Raw genomic sequence first — 14007 nt, forward strand, 5'->3', positions numbered from 1 at the left:
TCCCGCTGCCTCCACCACTTCCCCAGGGCGGGCGCGCAGTGAGGCCACACGGCGGGGCGCACAGAAGCACGGATGGATCCATGCACTGAATCGCCTACATGCGGCAGGCACGCTTCGTTGGCCGTCAAGGTCACTTGGCAAACGATCAGGATCGCGTGTCAGAGGTCGGGAGCGCGCGCCGGCTTCGCCCACCACGTCGATGCCGCGGGCGGTCAGGATCAGGCGGAAGCCGGTGCGGACCACAAGGGGGACTTCGGGCACGCTGAAACGGAACTGAGAGGCCATCCCGGGGCCGGGCTCGACCGCGATGACGTTCGCCCGCGGGCCCGCAGCCGCAGGGCCTCCTGCGCCGACGGCGACAGGTGCCGCGCGTCCCCCACCAGATCGCTCACACACCACCAACGACCCGGACGAACGGCTACCTCGCGCCGAGTGGATTGCGCAGCGCACCCGCACCCTGTAGGCCGAGCAGGCGTTGTTGTTCCCGGGCCGCACCGGTTGTACGGCCCGGCCACCAATGACCGACTACCGAGAGGAAACCGCACGTGGAAGTGTCGACTCGACCGTTACGGCCAAAGGCCACCCTGTTCAAGGGCGTGGTTGTCGCTCTGGCTTCTCTTGCCGCCCTGATTGTTCAGGCGTCTCCGGCGACTGCGGACGACGTCTGCGGCAAGCAGGTCGGCGGAGCGATCCTCGTCAAGTACAACGAGTTGGACGGCGAGAAAGGGCCGCTCGGCTGTCCGGTCAGCATTGAGCTGGACAACCCCGACGGCGTCGGCAAGCGACAGGAGTTCGCGGGCGGCACCATCTACTGGTCCGCCGCCGGCAACGCGCACCCCGTATGGGGCACGATCGGCGCCAAGTGGGGCGCGCTCGGCTATGAGGGCGGGAAGCTCGGCTACCCGGTCGACGACGAACGCACGAACCCCGACGGCGTCGGCAAGCGGCAGCAGTTCCAGGGCGGCACTGTCTACTGGCATCCGACGCTGTCGAACGGGGCGCACCCTGTCTGGGGGAAGATCGGCCAGCTGTGGGGAGAGTACGGGTACGAAGGCGGCCCGTTCGGCTACCCGACGTCCGACGAGTTCCAGGACGACGAGTACACGTCGATCGACCAGAAGTTCTCCAACGGCCGTACCCTTTATTGGAGCGCTGGAAATGGTGTCGAAGGATGCCACGGCGAATGCGTGGGCTACTTCGGCACCAATGGGACCGACTTGTTCAAGCAGGTCCGGGTTGAGATCCCCTACGGGACCAGCAACGTCGTGGTCCGTCCCTTTCCCACGGACAAGGGGTTCACTGTCGCCCGTACGGATTTCACGGTGTCCTGGAACCAACTGTGGCAGGTAGTTCCGTACCCGAACGAAGTAGACGACACCGAACACAGCTCCATGTATGAGCAGTTCGCCTGTCACTCGAAGTTCGTCTTCCCAGATCCAACCGACGACAGCGGATGGAGCACAGGGCCGACCTGGGACCTGGAGTCCTGGCACAGCTCCGTCGGCATGGGCAATGCCACGAGCGAGGTCTACTTTCTGCGACATCAGTGCAACTGGGACTGAACGTCACCGACCCAGCACACGAAGGCCCCTGCCCTGGTGACCGACGTTGTTGGGTAGTTCCGCCCCGCTGGAGATCATCCAGCGGGGCGGAGCGCTGCGAAGAGGGAACGCGGTGCGAGCGGACCCACGCTCGCTACGACGGGGCTCGTGCGTCAGCCCCGAGCCGGGGGCGCCGGACGTCGTCCATCGCCTCGCGCAGCCCGGCCGGCCATGACTTTCGCGACTACAGCTGAGCTGCGTCAGTCCAGGCAGAACTCGTTGCCCTCCGGGTCGGCCATCACAATGAAGCCTGCGCTCATCGGGGGAGCGGGCTCATAACGACGTACCCGCGTCGCTCCCCGCGCGACGAGCCGGTCGCACTCGGCCTCCAGTGCCGCCATCCGCTCCTCTCCCTGCAGTCCGGGAGCCGCACGGACGTCGAGGTGGACGCGATTCTTGGCGACCTTGTCCTCCGGCACTTGCTGGAAGAACACTCGTGGGCCGTGCCCGTCCGGGTCCTCGATGGCCGATTTCGAGTTTCGCTGCTCCTCAGGTACGCCGACCCGCGCGAGGAAGTCGTCCCACGCTGCCAGCGGGTCGGCGCCCTCGGGCAGGTCCACCCCGGGCGGGCCGGGGTGGACGTAGCCCAGTGCGTCGCGCCAGAAGGACGACAGCGCGCGCGGGTCATGGGCGTCGAAGGTGACCTGGATATGGCGGCTCATCGGGTTGCTCCGTTCGTAGCGGGATGCGTGTGCCGGTAGAGGTCGCGCAGCAGACAGACCTCGGACAGGTGGTGGATCAGCTCGCGGTGGATGTGCAGCACCAGATCGGCCATGGGCGCGTCGGGGAAGGGCTCCTTCTCGCCGATCGGGACCCGGAGCCCGGCGTCGCCGAGGCTGCGTACCCCGGCCAGCCAGACGTCGAGCTGGGCCTCCAGCTGGTCGAGCGCGGTGGCCGCGCTGCCGGCGTACTCCCAGCTCTCGTATGACGCCGCCGGCGCGCCGAAGTGCGCCGCGTTGCGCGCAGCCAGCACGCCGACGATGACGTGACCGAGGCGCCATGCAATCGTGGTGAAGGCCGCCGGGACCGGCTGCGGGACAGCGAAGTCGATCGTGAAGTCCCCGGCACCGACCTGCACGGGCGCCGTCGAGCTGCCGCGCGGCCGCACGCTCCAGGCGTCCGGCACCGGCGACCAGAAGTACTCGTCGTCGGTGAGGCCCTCGAGCCGGGCTCGGAGCTGATGTTTCCAGTGGACCTCCCACTGCTCGCGCAGAGTCCAGTTCCAGTCGAGTTTGTCTGCATCCATGGAGCCACCGTGACACCTCTGGCGGACAGGATCGGTCCGCTATTGCTGAGAGGGTGGGCGACATGGACGTGGCAAGCGGTAATGAGCGGGGCACGACGGAGCGGGTGCTCACCCTGCTCGGGCTGCTGCAGCAACGCCAGATCTGGACCGGCCCCGAGCTCGCCGGCCGGCTCGGGGTCACGCCGCGCACGGTACGGCGTGATGTCGAGCGGCTGCGCACGCTCGGCTACCCGGTGCATGCCAGCCAGGGTGTCGGCGGCGGCTACCGACTCGGCCCGGGGCAGGACCTGCCGCCGCTGCTTCTCGACGACCAGGAGGCGATCGCCACCGCGGTCTCACTGCTCGCCGGCTCGGGTGACGCGGTTGCCGGCGCCGGCGACGCCGCGCTCCGGGCGCTGACCAAGCTCGACCAGGTGCTGCCCACCCGGCTTCGGCACGAGGTGCGCGCGCTCTCCGGCTCGGTGGAGTCCTTTGGCGGAGGCCGCACGCCGGTCGACCCCGAGGTGCTCATGACGCTGGCCAGAGCCTGCCGCGACGAGGTCGAGGCAGGCTTCGACTACCCGTCCGGGAGCGAGGTGCGACGGCGGCGGGTCGAGCCCTACCGCCTGGTCGCTTCCGACCGGCGCTGGTACCTCCTCTCCTACGACCTCGATCGCGACGACTGGCGCAGCTTCCGCGTCGACCGGATGACCGACGCGTCCGCACGGACCTGGCGCTTCCGCCCGCGCACCACGCCCGACGCGGCCACATACGTGCAAGAGGGTGTCGCGAGCCGGGTCTACCCGCACCAGGCGCGCTTCCTCGTGCACGCGTCGGCTGACACGGTGCGCGCGCAGATTCCGGCGTCGGCGGCCGTCGTACGACGGCGAGGGAACGAGCTCTGCGAGGTGCTCAGTGGCGCCGCCAGCCTTGACGCCGTGCTCATGCATGTACTTCTGCTGGGGCACGACTTCGAGGTACTCGACCCTCCGGAGCTCGGGAGGCGCTGTCGCGCGCTGGCGGAGAGACTACTGTCGGCCGGTGCAACGATCTCACCAGCACCAGACATGGAGAGAGGCATGAGCCGCGACCACGCCGGTGCCGACTGAGCGCCGCCTCACCCCGGGTGGCACTCCAGCACGCCCTGGTCCGCAGCGCCCAGGAAGCCCGAGAACTACAAGAAGCAGGGCACGAGGGCCGGATCACACACTTCGACCTGCCTGAGCATGAACAGCTCACCATGTGCTGACATCCGGCTGGTTTACGAAGCCGGCCAGGCCGTACAGACCGCAGATACGATGCGAAACGCACCGTCCCCGGCAGCTGCAATGCCAGGGACGGTGCGTTGTCGTATGGGGTGGATACCCGAGCCGGATGCCAGGACGGTGTGCCGAGGCACGTGTAGCTGTCACCGCCGGTTGCGCCGACCCGCGATCTTCCAGGAATGAGGCACCGCAGTTGTCACGGGCGAAGCAAAGTACTTGGTACCACTCCTCCGGAAGCATGACAGTTGTCACCCCTTCACCGAGGTGGAGCGTTGCGCTCCCTGGTGACAACGCGCCCGTCTTTGTGAACGTCGGACGGACCGCCGTAGCCGGAGGTCAGTCCGCGTACACGAAGATCAGACACAGAGCGGCGAAGGGCACGACGGACCCGCCGAGCAGCGTCAGCACCGCCGGGACCGCCGCCGTCAGTCGCTTCTTACCCTTGCGCCGGCCCGAGCGGAACACCACGCGGGCCAGGATGAGCGGCAGCGCCACGAGGGCGAGGAAGATCACCGGCGCCAAGAACCGGCTGAACGCGGTGGTGCCGGTGTCGGTGACGAGATGCCAGGCAGTCGTACCGAAGACCAGTGCCGGGCCGACCAGCAGGTAGAACGAGAGGCCCAACGCCACGGCGACGGTCACTCCTTCCGTCAGCCGCTCGGCCCACGCATGCTCCCGGCGCACTTCCGTTATCCGGCTGTCCCCCATGCTCATTGCCCCCAGTTGCCGCAGTTTGGTGTCGCCAGCGCTTCGGTCGAACTGCTCAGTCCGTGGCCGGCAGAAAACGATAGCGTCCGGGCCCAGGGCTGCGGCCACGGTGATCATTGGGCCTACCGGCCCGTCAGGCTCCTCAGCTGACGCGCGATCGGTCAGACACCGTCGGCGACGCCGGCTGGTTCCGTCGTTGGTCTCGTCGACGAGGAAGTCCCCATTCGGCGACAGCCCGCCGCGGCGCACGTAGGATGCCTGGATGCCTGAGCCGATACGGATGAGCCGCCGCTCGCGGGTTGCCGCGTGGACGGTGCTGTGCGCGGCTGGCCTCGCCGCCACCGCCGAACTGAACGCCTCCTCGGCACCGGACCCGCAGCCCGAGAAGTCCGTCAGTGCCGAGTGCGCCGAGCGCATCGCGGACATCGAGACGCAGCTGGCCAAGGCCGAGCAGGAAGGCAAGGGAGACGGAGTGCTGGTCTTCTCCCGAGTCCAGGTCGGCACCGAGGACGATTGCCGTGACGATCTCCGTAACCACTTCCGTGGCGATCAGTGAGCCGCGGTACCTGGCTCGCCGCGATGACAGGGCTGGCCTTCGTCGGTGCCGGGGCAATCATTGCCGTGGGCGCCACGTCGGAACCGAAGCCGCGGCCCACGCCGCCGCAGGTGTACTCCTCCTGCCTGGCGGCAGACACCAAGCCGGTGTCTGCGGACGACGACCCGTGCGACGGCCGCTGAAGAACGTCCGCCGCATGGCAGAGCGCCCAAACCCAAGACGGCCTCTTGGCCGACGACGCCACCACAAGAACCGTGGACATCGGGGCTCACCCAGATGAGGGGACCCTGTTCGTCACTGACAGTGAGTCTGGCCACGATCACTTGATTCCCTGTCAGGCGGCTTTGGGCGGGGAGATCCAACTGGCCACCGACAGCCAACAGCGCGCTCTGGTGGTCGACGGCGAGGGCCTGAAGGCAGGCGGCCACGGCCTGCGGGCCGAGCGTCGCCATCGCCCACAGTGCACTGGTCCGGCGGCCGGAGGACGCGCAGCACGTCAGCGAGATCGGGACGGCCCGATCTCCAGGGTCACCGGTGGAGGGCGTAGCGGGTCAGGCGGGAGCGGGCGGCCTGTTCGCTGGTCCCGAGCTCCTGGGCAACGGTGTCCCACCGCGGCCCGTCCGCGGTGTCGACACCGAACGCAGCGTCAGCTGCCACACGCTCGGTGAGGCGTTCCAGGGCCGCGAAGGTCCCGAGCGCGGCCAGGGGTTCGTTCGCCGTAGGCAGCGGCATCTCGTCGAGATCTTCGTCAGTAATCGGGACGACCTCGTTCTTGGTGAGCTCGAAGCCCTTGCCGATCTCGTCCTGCGGCACGACCACGTCCTCGATCTCGCACACCTTCCGGGTGCGAACCCGGCCCATGTCCTCCAGGTGCACCTGATGGAAGCGGACCGAACGGTTCTCGGTCGCACTGATGATCTTGATCTTGATCGGGATCGGCACCAGGCCAAAGCTGATGGGTCCACAAGGGCCGCGGCATACACACCTCCAGGCCCCCCTGGCAGTGTGGGCCGGTGTAGCGTCTCAAATTTCGTGGCACGGTCTCACGATCTTGGCATCGACCGCGGCACCGAGCACGGGAACCGCAGTTCAGCGTTGATCCAACCCGGGAGGTCAAGGCCGATCGGCGATGCGGTGCGCCAACCAGGCAAGGGCGGGCGGCATCCGGTACTCGACGGCGTGGTGGCCGCCCTCGAACAGCTCGAAATGCACGATGTCGTCGGCCACTCCGACTTCGGCAAGCGCGTCTCGGAAGGCCAATGCGCCCAGGTCGAGGAACCACTCGTCGCGGATGCCGGCGTCGATCCAGATCCCCCGCTGGGAACGGAGGGCGTCGGCGTGCGTGGTGGCCATTCGTACCGGATCCCAGGCCAGCCAGCGCTGCCACTCGTTCTCCCGCAGGGCCCCGGTACGGGGGTCGAAGGGAAGGGTGGGAGTGCCGTCGGGGCCTGGGGAGAAGCAGGCGGAGACGCCGAAGATCTCCAGGAGATTCAGGTCCTCCTCCTTGGTGAAGGCTACCCGCGAGCGGAAGTCATCCCACCAGCGGAAGATGTCGCCGCCGTAGGGCCGCAGTTGGCGGGCCGCGGTGAGGAAGTGCGGGTGGTACTGGGCCTCGGACAGCGAGTCGCCGGAGTGGGTGGCGAAGGCGCCGAACAGATCCGGGCGGAGCATCGAGGTGACCGCGGCGCCGAGTCCGCCGCTGGACTTGCCCGCGATGGCCCGGTGGTCGCGCGCGGGAAGCGTGCGGTAGCGGGCGTCGACGTATGGCACGACCTCCTCGCACAGGTAGGAGTGGTAGCAGCCGGTGCCGGGTGAGTCGATGAACTGGCTGCCGCCGTAGGTGGTCCAGGCATCCACGAATACCAGCAGCATCCCGGGTGCCTCCTCGCGGGCGAAGATCTCGTCGGCGAGCTCGGGGACTGGCTTCCGAAAGGCTGTGCGGTTGCGCCAGACCGGGAGCGTCCCCGCGTAGCCGAGTAGCAGATACGTGACGGGGTAGCGGCGTTCGGGCGCATCGTCGTAGCCGGGCGGGGTGTAGACCCACAGCGGTCGTTGCGTTGGGTCGTTGAGGGGATTGCCGCGGAGCAGCGCGCTGTCGATGACGTGTTCGTCGATGCGTCCGGCGAGCGTGAAGGTCGACATGCCTTGAGACAGTACTACGATTTCAAAATATCTGAATCCATAATTCCTGGAGGGTAGGGTGACGCCGTGACAACATGGCATTCGGCGGCGGAATCAGCGCAGCCACGGGACTCGATCGACCGGCACATCGCCCGTTGGGGGCGCGAAGTCCCTGGCTTGGTACCGGAGTTGGAGGGATCCGTCACCCGCATGCAGAAGCTCGTGCGGCACCTGCAGCAAAAGAAGGAGGCCGCCCTGGCACGGCACGGCCTGAAGCTGTGGGAGTACGAGATCCTATGGCGCCTGCGCTCCGCGGGAGAGCCCTACCGCATGGCACCTACACGTCTCGCTCAGGGACTCGGCGTCCATCCCGCGACCCTCACCAACCGCCTCGACCGCCTGCAGTTGGCGGGGCTGATCACTCGCGAGCACGCGCCTGAGGATCGCCGCAGCCTTCTCGTCGGCCTGACTCCCCAGGGGGCCGCAACGTGGGCGGCGGTGATCGACGACCAGCGGGAGGCCGAGGCCACACTGCTCGCGCCCCTGGCCGAGAAGGAGTTGGGGCACCTGGCCGCCCTCCTGCGGGTCGTGGCTCTCGCTGTCGAGGAGGACGGCCCGCCCCTCATGCCGCACGTCGACTGAAACTCCAGCACCACCGCTCAGTCGGACCCTTCGACGAGTTCCTCCAGCCCGAAGGAGATCAGCGGGACGCCACGATCGCCCTCAGCCAGTTCACCGATAGCCACTCAGTCCCACGGCCGTTGCCCACCGCCGGGGCACTTTCGCGAAAGCAGCTCACGCTCTGCCAGATGCAGTGCGACGGGGCAAGCGGCCCGCTGATTGCGGCGGGCCTGCCGAGACCGTGAGGAAATGCCACGTTCGTGAGACACAGCGGCCGTGCCATCGACCTGAGACAGCGGAAGAGCCGCCGGTCAACGAGCACGGTCCATGCCACGAGCGGCGAGACCCTACAGCCGGGAAGCGGACCGGACCGCCGGAGAAGGGTGCCAAACCCCACACGAGGGGTCGGGGCGCGGCCGGGCCGAATTTGGACTCCGTGCGGTTCCTCGAACCGAGTACGGCGCCATGGCAGCTCCCCTGGACCCACTCACCCAACTCAGCCGGCTGGGGTGTCCGGGGTACGGGTGTGCAGCTCGGCATGCACGGGGGCGATGGGCATCTCCTCGGCGGGCCTTGGGGGCATCGTCTCGTAGGCTGCCTCCGCAGCCTTCGCTGCCGCGTACTCCTCGGGGCTGGCCGTGCGCCTGCGCCGGCCGACCGCGCGCCACGCGGCGACCAGATCCAGCGCGGGGTCGGCCGGGCCGAAGCTGCCGCCGTCCAGTACGCCACTGAGCCGGTCGCCGGAGACAAGCACATTGCCCGGAATCAGGTCGCCGTGGCTCATCACGTCATCGCTCTCGCGCGGTAGCTCCCGAAAGCGGCCCCACATCCGGCGCACCTGCGGCACACCTGCGGCACACCTCGCTCTCCGTCAAGGACTTCTCCATGAACGCGTCATGGCCGCTGAGAACCCAGCCACGCCCCTGGCCATTGAGGCGCCGCCCTCGCATATCGGCTTTCCGGAGGGCTTCGATGAAGTCCGCGAGGTCCTGGGCAAGGGCGTGCGACCCGCTCGGGTCGGCGTCCCACGCGACGGTTCCCGACAGCCACGTCTGCACCGACCACGGCATGAGATAGCCCGCTCCAGGCTCTCCCAGGGCCACGGGCTGCGGGGCGGGGGAACGGAGATACCTGCGCCAGCTCCGCGCCTCCCGCTGGAGGACTACCCGCTTCTCGGCGGCGTCGACGAGGCGCAGGGGGAAAGATGCCGACAGATCGTTGCCGATGCGGAAGATCGTGTTGACCGTCCCGGAGGACTTCAGGAGTTGGATCTCCTTGCCGCTCCACTGCGGGAACTGTCGAGACCGGCGCCTGATGCTCGCGAGGGCCTCTTGCGACTGCCAGTGACGCCGGCCCGAGCCTCCTCGCCTTCGCTCAGACCGCGGATCGGTCGGACAACATGAGAAAGCTTCAAGGATCCAGAAGTTCCGTCACCGGACGGAAGAGCACCCGACGGAGGAAGAACCCCCTGGCCACAGGGGCAAGCTCTCAGCGGAGCTCGGAGGAACTTGCGGGATGTCACACAGAAGTGACGATCAGGAGCGGCGGCCCGTGCAACGGCGGGCGCTGCCCTCCGGCTGCGGACGCCGGTTGGGCACTGAGCGCCGCGCTGCCGCTCGAAAATCTCCGCGCGTAACCCCGCGGGGTAGGTCAGACAGACTGATCCGGGCAGCCGAGCACTCCGCTCTCACGGAGCCGGGCGAGGTGCTCCAGTCCGCCTGGCCGGTACAGCGGGGTCGCCTCGACGTCTGCCTCGGCTGCGCTGAAGCGTCGGACGGGGCCCGTCGGCTGGGAAACGGCGGGGTCCTGGGGCTGCGGGCCGCGGCCCAGCGGCCGGCGTGCGGTGCTCATAGCGGCTGATCGTACGGATTACTCCCGAGGATGGGCGAGTTGGGTGTCCGGGCCCGGGCGGGCTGACGGTTCTATACGTATCGGCGTTGACGGCTGGGAGCGGGCCCAGTTCCGCCAAGGACGTCGCCGTCTTCGCGGCCGGCACCCGGATCGCCGCCCGAGACAGAGCCCACTTCCACCACCGCGCCGCCTTCTGAATTGCCTCCGACCACAGCGGCTTCCCCCACCCTCACGCCTGCTGACCAGGCAATCATGCGCACAGTATCGCGCGTATGAGCGAGCTCCCGGCGAGGTACCAGCAGCTGCCGACTCCGAAACCCTTGGCGACCACGGAGCGTGCTCGCTCCACACAACCTGAGCCAGAACCCGAGAACCAACAGCATCTGGACACGAGATTGGGCACCACCCGAAGCACTGCAGAAATCGAACAGTTCATGGCTTCGGGCAGCACGGGCCCCTGCCACACCTGGTGGACGCCGGATACGTCGATGCCGAGCAGATCCACCACGCCCGCCGCGACCACGGCATCGACCTCGTCGGACCGGTCGGGAAGATCACCAACCGGGAACAGGTGAGCGGCAACTTCTTCGACAACACCCGCTTCACCATCGACTGGGACGAGCACACCGCCACCTGCCCCGGCGGCAGGACCAGCGTCGAATGGCGTGCTGCCCAAAGTCATCGCGGCACCCCGGTAACCCGGATCCGCTTTGCCGTCCGCGACTGCGGACCGTGCGAACTGCGGGCCTCGTGCGCCAGCGCCAAGACCGGACGCAACCTCACCCTGCGGCCCCGCACCGAACACGACATCCTCCAGCAAGCCCGCATCGAGCAGGACACCGACCACTGGCGCCGCCGTTACGGACACCGCGCCGGTGTCGAGGGCACCATCTCCCAAGGCGTCCAGGCCTTCGGCATGCGCAGATCCCGCTACCGCGGCCTCGCGAAAACCCGGCTCCAGCACCACCTCACCGGCGCCGCCATCAACCTCGCCCGCCTCGACGCCTGGCTCACCGGCAGACCCCTCGCCCGCACCCGCGTCAGAAGATTTACCACTTGCTGTCATCGTCAAGATATGATGGTCGGCTTCTCTTCGAATCAGTCGGCGGCGTCTGATTGCCTGTGGTCGTAGTCGTCGCGATGGGTGAGGACCTCCTCCATGTGGCCCTCCGCCCATTCCTTGATTCCCCGCATGACCCCCTGGAGCGAGCGACCGAGACCGGTCAGCTCGTACGTGACGGTGACGGGCACCGTGGGGGTCACGGTCCTGGTCACCATCCCGTCGCGCTCGAGCGAGCGCAACGTCTGCGTCAGCATTTTCTGGCTCACGCCCGAGATCCGGCGTGACAGCTCGGAGAAGCGCATGGGCCGCGGTTCGTCGCCGGAGGCAGCCCCAGGACGCGGGCCGTCCCCGCCCAGAGCTGCGAGCACAAGGGCGACCCACTTGTCGGAGATACGTTCCAGGAGTTGGCGGCTGGGACATGCCACGAGGAATGCGTCGTACTCCGCTTTGGCTACGGCCCGCCGCTGGGACGCGGTACTGGTCGGCATAACTCATCTTTTCCGCTCGGTGACTTACGCACCTCAAGGTGCCTACTTTCCTTTGGGAAGCAGGTGCCTCCATCGTGGTGCTGCACCACAACGATGGCAAGACCACCTCACAAGGCCTCCACGAAGGAGCAGATGGCGATGAATCAGATGACGTCTCGGCGGGCCGTGGTCCGCGTGCCGTTCGGGCCCCAGTCGATCGAGACCGTCGACGTCCCGGTGGCTGAGCCGGGACCGGCGGAGATCCGCGTCAAGATCGCCGCCGCAGCGATCAACCCGGTCGACCTGGGGGTGACCGCGGGCGTCTTTCACCAGCTCGGATTGGTCCACCAGCCTGACTGCACCGGTCTCGGCCGGGACTTCGCCGGCACTGTCGATGCGGCCGGACCCGGCGTCGAGTTGCAGGTCGGCACCCGTGTTGCCGGGTTCATCGACGGTTTCGACCGCGACCACGGATCCCATGCCGAGCACCTCCTCGTCCCCGCCGCGAATGTCGCCGTCGTTCCGGACGGCATGGACCTGGTCGAGGCTGCGACGGTGCCGCTCAACGCCACCGCCGCAGCCCAGCTCGTCGACCTCCTTGGTGAGGCGTCGAGCAAGGCTCGGCGCTTGCTGGTGACCGGAGCGGCCGGTGCGGTGGGCGCGCACGTCGCCGTACTCGCCCAGGACCGCGGCTGGCAGGTGACCGGGATGGCCCGAGCGGCCGACGAACCGTTCGTCCGGGGCCTCGGCGTCGACTTCGCCACCGATCTCGGGCAGGGCTGGGATGCCGTTGCCGACGCCGGAGCCCTGCAGGAGCACGCCCTACGGGCGGTGCGCGACGGTGGCCGTTTCGTCGGCATGCAGCCGGCCTCGCGGCTTCCCGAGGAGCGCGGCATCGCCGTCGAGGTCGTGTTCGCCCGTCCCGACGGTGCGCTTCTTGCCCGATTGCTCGCACGGGTGACGACGGGGGAACTACCGGCTCGCGTCCACGCCGTCGCGCCGCTCGACGAAGCAGCCGGTGCCTACCAGGCGATGGCCAAGGGCGGCGTCCGCGGCCGGATCGTTCTCGTCCCGTAACAGCGCGGCGTCGATTCGCGACTCGGGCCGTGACCGCGGGGGCCCCGGAACCCGATCGATGTCCTTCGGGTCCGGCGGATCGACGATCGATGTGCTCGCCGGCCCTCGAGAGGAGTCTTTCGCCCGGATCTCCGCCGCGGACGAGCGGGACGCCGAGCACCTGCACGAGATCCACGACAACCACTTCGTCAAAAAAAGATTCCCTCAATGGACAGGACAGCTGATGCTCACCACCAGTGCCACTGTTCTCGCCGGCCTGCTCGGCGGGGCCCTCGTCTTCATGGGCGGGCGCGCCTTCACGACGCCGCAGGCCGCCGTCGGTTTCGGCATTCCCGGTACACCGACCGACGACCCCGCCTTCCGGCCCTGGCTGCGCGTGAAGGGTTTGCGCGAGATCGCGTGCGGGGCCTTCGTCTTCGTTCTGATGCTCGTCGCGACGACGTCGCTGCTGGGTTGGTACGTGATGGCGCTCGCTGCGATACCCGCCGGAGATGCGGTGGTCGTGCTGCGCAGCGGTGGGCCGAAGGCCGCCGCCTACGGCATCCACGGCGCAACGGCGGTGGTGATGCTGGCGACCAGCATCGGCCTCCTGGTCTGACTCGCCATCGAGATCCGATCCTGACTACGAAGCTCCGTGGGGCGCGTTCCGCCGAGTCCGCATCCGGCGGCCGGACGATCCGCTCACCGCGGAGGAAGCTGACCTCCGGCAGCGCCTCAAGGACCAGATCCTCCGGCCCACAGAGGACGCCGACACCAGCCCCTACAACGCACACACCGACCGGCCAGCGATGCTCGCGCTAGCAGGGGATGTTGCCGGGCTGAAGATTCTCGATGTCGGCTGCGGGGCCGGGCACTACGCGGCCGAACTCCCGGCGGGTGGTGCCGAGGTTGTCGGAATCGACGGCAGCGCAACTCTGCTGAGTCACGCGCGGGAGCGATTGGGTGACCGGGCCGAACTGCGCATGCACGACGCGGAGAAGCCGCTGGACTTCATCGACGACGCGTCGTTCGGCGGAGTCGTGTGCGCATTGATGCTCCACCACATCGCCGATCGGCCGCGTCTCCTCGGCGACCTACGACGTGTCCTGCGTCCCGGAGGATGGCTGCTGGTCTCGACGACCCACCCGACGGCTGACTGGCGGAAATTCGGTGGCTCGTACTACGCCGAGGACTGGGTTGACCTCCCGCTCGCCGGGGGGGCCGTTGGCAGTCCACTACCAGCGCATGCCGCTGGAAACGTTCCTGAACGAGCTGCTGGTCGCCGGATTCATGCTTGAAAGACTCATCGAGCCTCGCCCGACGCCCGGCCTGCGAGAACTCGACGAAACGGCCTACAACAAGCTCCACGAGGCTCCGTGCTTCCTTGCTGTCAGGCTTCTGCGGCCCTGACAGCACGCAATCCCTGCCTCCCGGCGAACGCGCACAGTCACTGCCCCGTCTCCCAAGCGCCAG

At 68.2% G+C, this 14007-nt stretch carries 18 protein-coding genes; 9 read left to right on the forward strand and 9 right to left on the reverse strand.

The features are described from left to right. Window positions 1-596: 596 nt before the first annotated feature. Window positions 597-1562: a DUF2599 domain-containing protein gene (locus GA0115254_RS44080; RefSeq protein ID WP_176739915.1), complete on the forward strand. Its 966-nt coding sequence runs from the start codon at window positions 597-599 to the stop codon at window positions 1560-1562. A gap of 239 nt (window positions 1563-1801) precedes the next feature. Here the strand turns inward: GA0115254_RS44080 and GA0115254_RS00645 are convergent, their stop codons facing one another. Together GA0115254_RS00645 and GA0115254_RS00650 are read right to left on the reverse strand one after the other, a co-directional pair. Next, window positions 1802-2263 carry a VOC family protein gene (locus tag GA0115254_RS00645; RefSeq protein WP_093893285.1) on the reverse strand — a complete coding sequence of 154 codons (462 nt, stop codon included), beginning with the start codon at window positions 2261-2263 and terminating at the stop codon, window positions 1802-1804. Next, window positions 2260-2847, reverse strand: coding sequence for a DinB family protein (locus tag GA0115254_RS00650; protein ID WP_093893286.1), 588 nt, complete (start codon window positions 2845-2847; stop codon window positions 2260-2262). The genes GA0115254_RS00645 and GA0115254_RS00650 overlap by 4 nt, the downstream gene beginning before the upstream one ends. A 62-nt stretch (window positions 2848-2909) precedes the next feature. Here GA0115254_RS00650 and GA0115254_RS00655 point away from each other — a divergent pair, with 62 nt between their 5' ends. After that, window positions 2910-3935 (forward strand): helix-turn-helix transcriptional regulator, encoded by a 1026-nt coding sequence (locus GA0115254_RS00655; RefSeq protein ID WP_093893287.1) that lies wholly within the window; start codon window positions 2910-2912, stop codon window positions 3933-3935. Between the two features lie 492 nt (window positions 3936-4427). Here the strand turns inward: GA0115254_RS00655 and GA0115254_RS00660 are convergent, their stop codons facing one another. Then, window positions 4428-4916 carry a hypothetical protein gene (locus GA0115254_RS00660; RefSeq protein WP_141720734.1) on the reverse strand — a complete coding sequence of 163 codons (489 nt, stop codon included), beginning with the start codon at window positions 4914-4916 and terminating at the stop codon, window positions 4428-4430. A 145-nt stretch (window positions 4917-5061) separates the two neighbouring features. Here GA0115254_RS00660 and GA0115254_RS00665 point away from each other — a divergent pair, with 145 nt between their 5' ends. Next, window positions 5062-5355: a hypothetical protein gene (locus GA0115254_RS00665; RefSeq protein WP_093893289.1), complete on the forward strand. Its 294-nt coding sequence runs from the start codon at window positions 5062-5064 to the stop codon at window positions 5353-5355. Next, window positions 5352-5537 (forward strand): hypothetical protein, encoded by a 186-nt coding sequence (locus tag GA0115254_RS00670; protein WP_093893290.1) that lies wholly within the window; start codon window positions 5352-5354, stop codon window positions 5535-5537. The genes GA0115254_RS00665 and GA0115254_RS00670 overlap by 4 nt, the downstream gene beginning before the upstream one ends. Window positions 5538-5883: 346 nt before the next feature. On the opposite strand, the gene GA0115254_RS47320 is transcribed toward GA0115254_RS00670, so the two are convergent. After that, the gene (locus GA0115254_RS47320; protein ID WP_370740799.1) at window positions 5884-6297 is read right to left on the reverse strand and encodes a Ku protein; all 414 of its coding nucleotides are present in this window, start codon (window positions 6295-6297) and stop codon (window positions 5884-5886) included. A gap of 171 nt (window positions 6298-6468) precedes the next feature. After that, window positions 6469-7497: an alpha/beta hydrolase gene (locus GA0115254_RS00680; RefSeq protein ID WP_093893291.1), complete on the reverse strand. Its 1029-nt coding sequence runs from the start codon at window positions 7495-7497 to the stop codon at window positions 6469-6471. Window positions 7498-7686: 189 nt separating this feature from the next. On the opposite strand from GA0115254_RS00680, the gene GA0115254_RS00685 reads away from it, so the two are divergent. Continuing rightward, window positions 7687-8118, forward strand: coding sequence for a MarR family winged helix-turn-helix transcriptional regulator (locus tag GA0115254_RS00685; protein ID WP_093893292.1), 432 nt, complete (start codon window positions 7687-7689; stop codon window positions 8116-8118). A 475-nt stretch (window positions 8119-8593) separates the two neighbouring features. Here the strand turns inward: GA0115254_RS00685 and GA0115254_RS47325 are convergent, their stop codons facing one another. The 3 genes from GA0115254_RS47325 to GA0115254_RS00695 form a co-directional block, all read right to left on the reverse strand. Further along, window positions 8594-8926 carry a phosphotransferase gene (locus tag GA0115254_RS47325; RefSeq protein ID WP_370740800.1) on the reverse strand — a complete coding sequence of 111 codons (333 nt, stop codon included), beginning with the start codon at window positions 8924-8926 and terminating at the stop codon, window positions 8594-8596. Beyond that, on the reverse strand, window positions 8886-9515 hold the full coding sequence (locus tag GA0115254_RS47330; RefSeq protein WP_370740801.1) for a phosphotransferase: 630 nt from the start codon (window positions 9513-9515) through the stop codon (window positions 8886-8888). The genes GA0115254_RS47325 and GA0115254_RS47330 overlap by 41 nt, the downstream gene beginning before the upstream one ends. 232 nt (window positions 9516-9747) lie before the next feature. After that, entirely contained in the window at window positions 9748-9948 is a 201-nt protein-coding gene (locus tag GA0115254_RS00695; protein WP_093893293.1) for a hypothetical protein, read from the reverse strand. 469 nt (window positions 9949-10417) lie between these two features. On the opposite strand from GA0115254_RS00695, the gene GA0115254_RS00700 reads away from it, so the two are divergent. Then, window positions 10418-11080 carry a transposase gene (locus tag GA0115254_RS00700; protein WP_218105492.1) on the forward strand — a complete coding sequence of 221 codons (663 nt, stop codon included), beginning with the start codon at window positions 10418-10420 and terminating at the stop codon, window positions 11078-11080. Here the strand turns inward: GA0115254_RS00700 and GA0115254_RS00705 are convergent. Then, window positions 11047-11499: a winged helix-turn-helix transcriptional regulator gene (locus GA0115254_RS00705; RefSeq protein ID WP_093893294.1), complete on the reverse strand. Its 453-nt coding sequence runs from the start codon at window positions 11497-11499 to the stop codon at window positions 11047-11049. The genes GA0115254_RS00700 and GA0115254_RS00705 overlap by 34 nt on opposite strands. Before the next feature lie 138 nt (window positions 11500-11637). Here GA0115254_RS00705 and GA0115254_RS00710 point away from each other — a divergent pair, with 138 nt between their 5' ends. From GA0115254_RS00710 to GA0115254_RS00720, 3 genes are all read left to right on the forward strand, one after another. Beyond that, window positions 11638-12555: an NADP-dependent oxidoreductase gene (locus tag GA0115254_RS00710; protein ID WP_093893311.1), complete on the forward strand. Its 918-nt coding sequence runs from the start codon at window positions 11638-11640 to the stop codon at window positions 12553-12555. 58 nt (window positions 12556-12613) lie between these two features. Then, a complete protein-coding gene (locus tag GA0115254_RS00715; protein ID WP_256102325.1) occupies window positions 12614-13153 on the forward strand; it encodes a DUF4267 domain-containing protein in 540 nt (179 codons plus the stop codon). A gap of 190 nt (window positions 13154-13343) precedes the next feature. After that, window positions 13344-13832, forward strand: coding sequence for a class I SAM-dependent methyltransferase (locus tag GA0115254_RS00720; protein WP_256102326.1), 489 nt, complete (start codon window positions 13344-13346; stop codon window positions 13830-13832). The last annotated feature ends 175 nt before the right edge of the window (window positions 13833-14007 follow it).

The sequence above is a fragment of the Streptomyces sp. Ncost-T10-10d genome (assembly GCF_900091955.1).
In the GTDB taxonomy this organism is placed as follows: Bacteria; Actinomycetota; Actinomycetes; order Streptomycetales; family Streptomycetaceae; genus Streptomyces.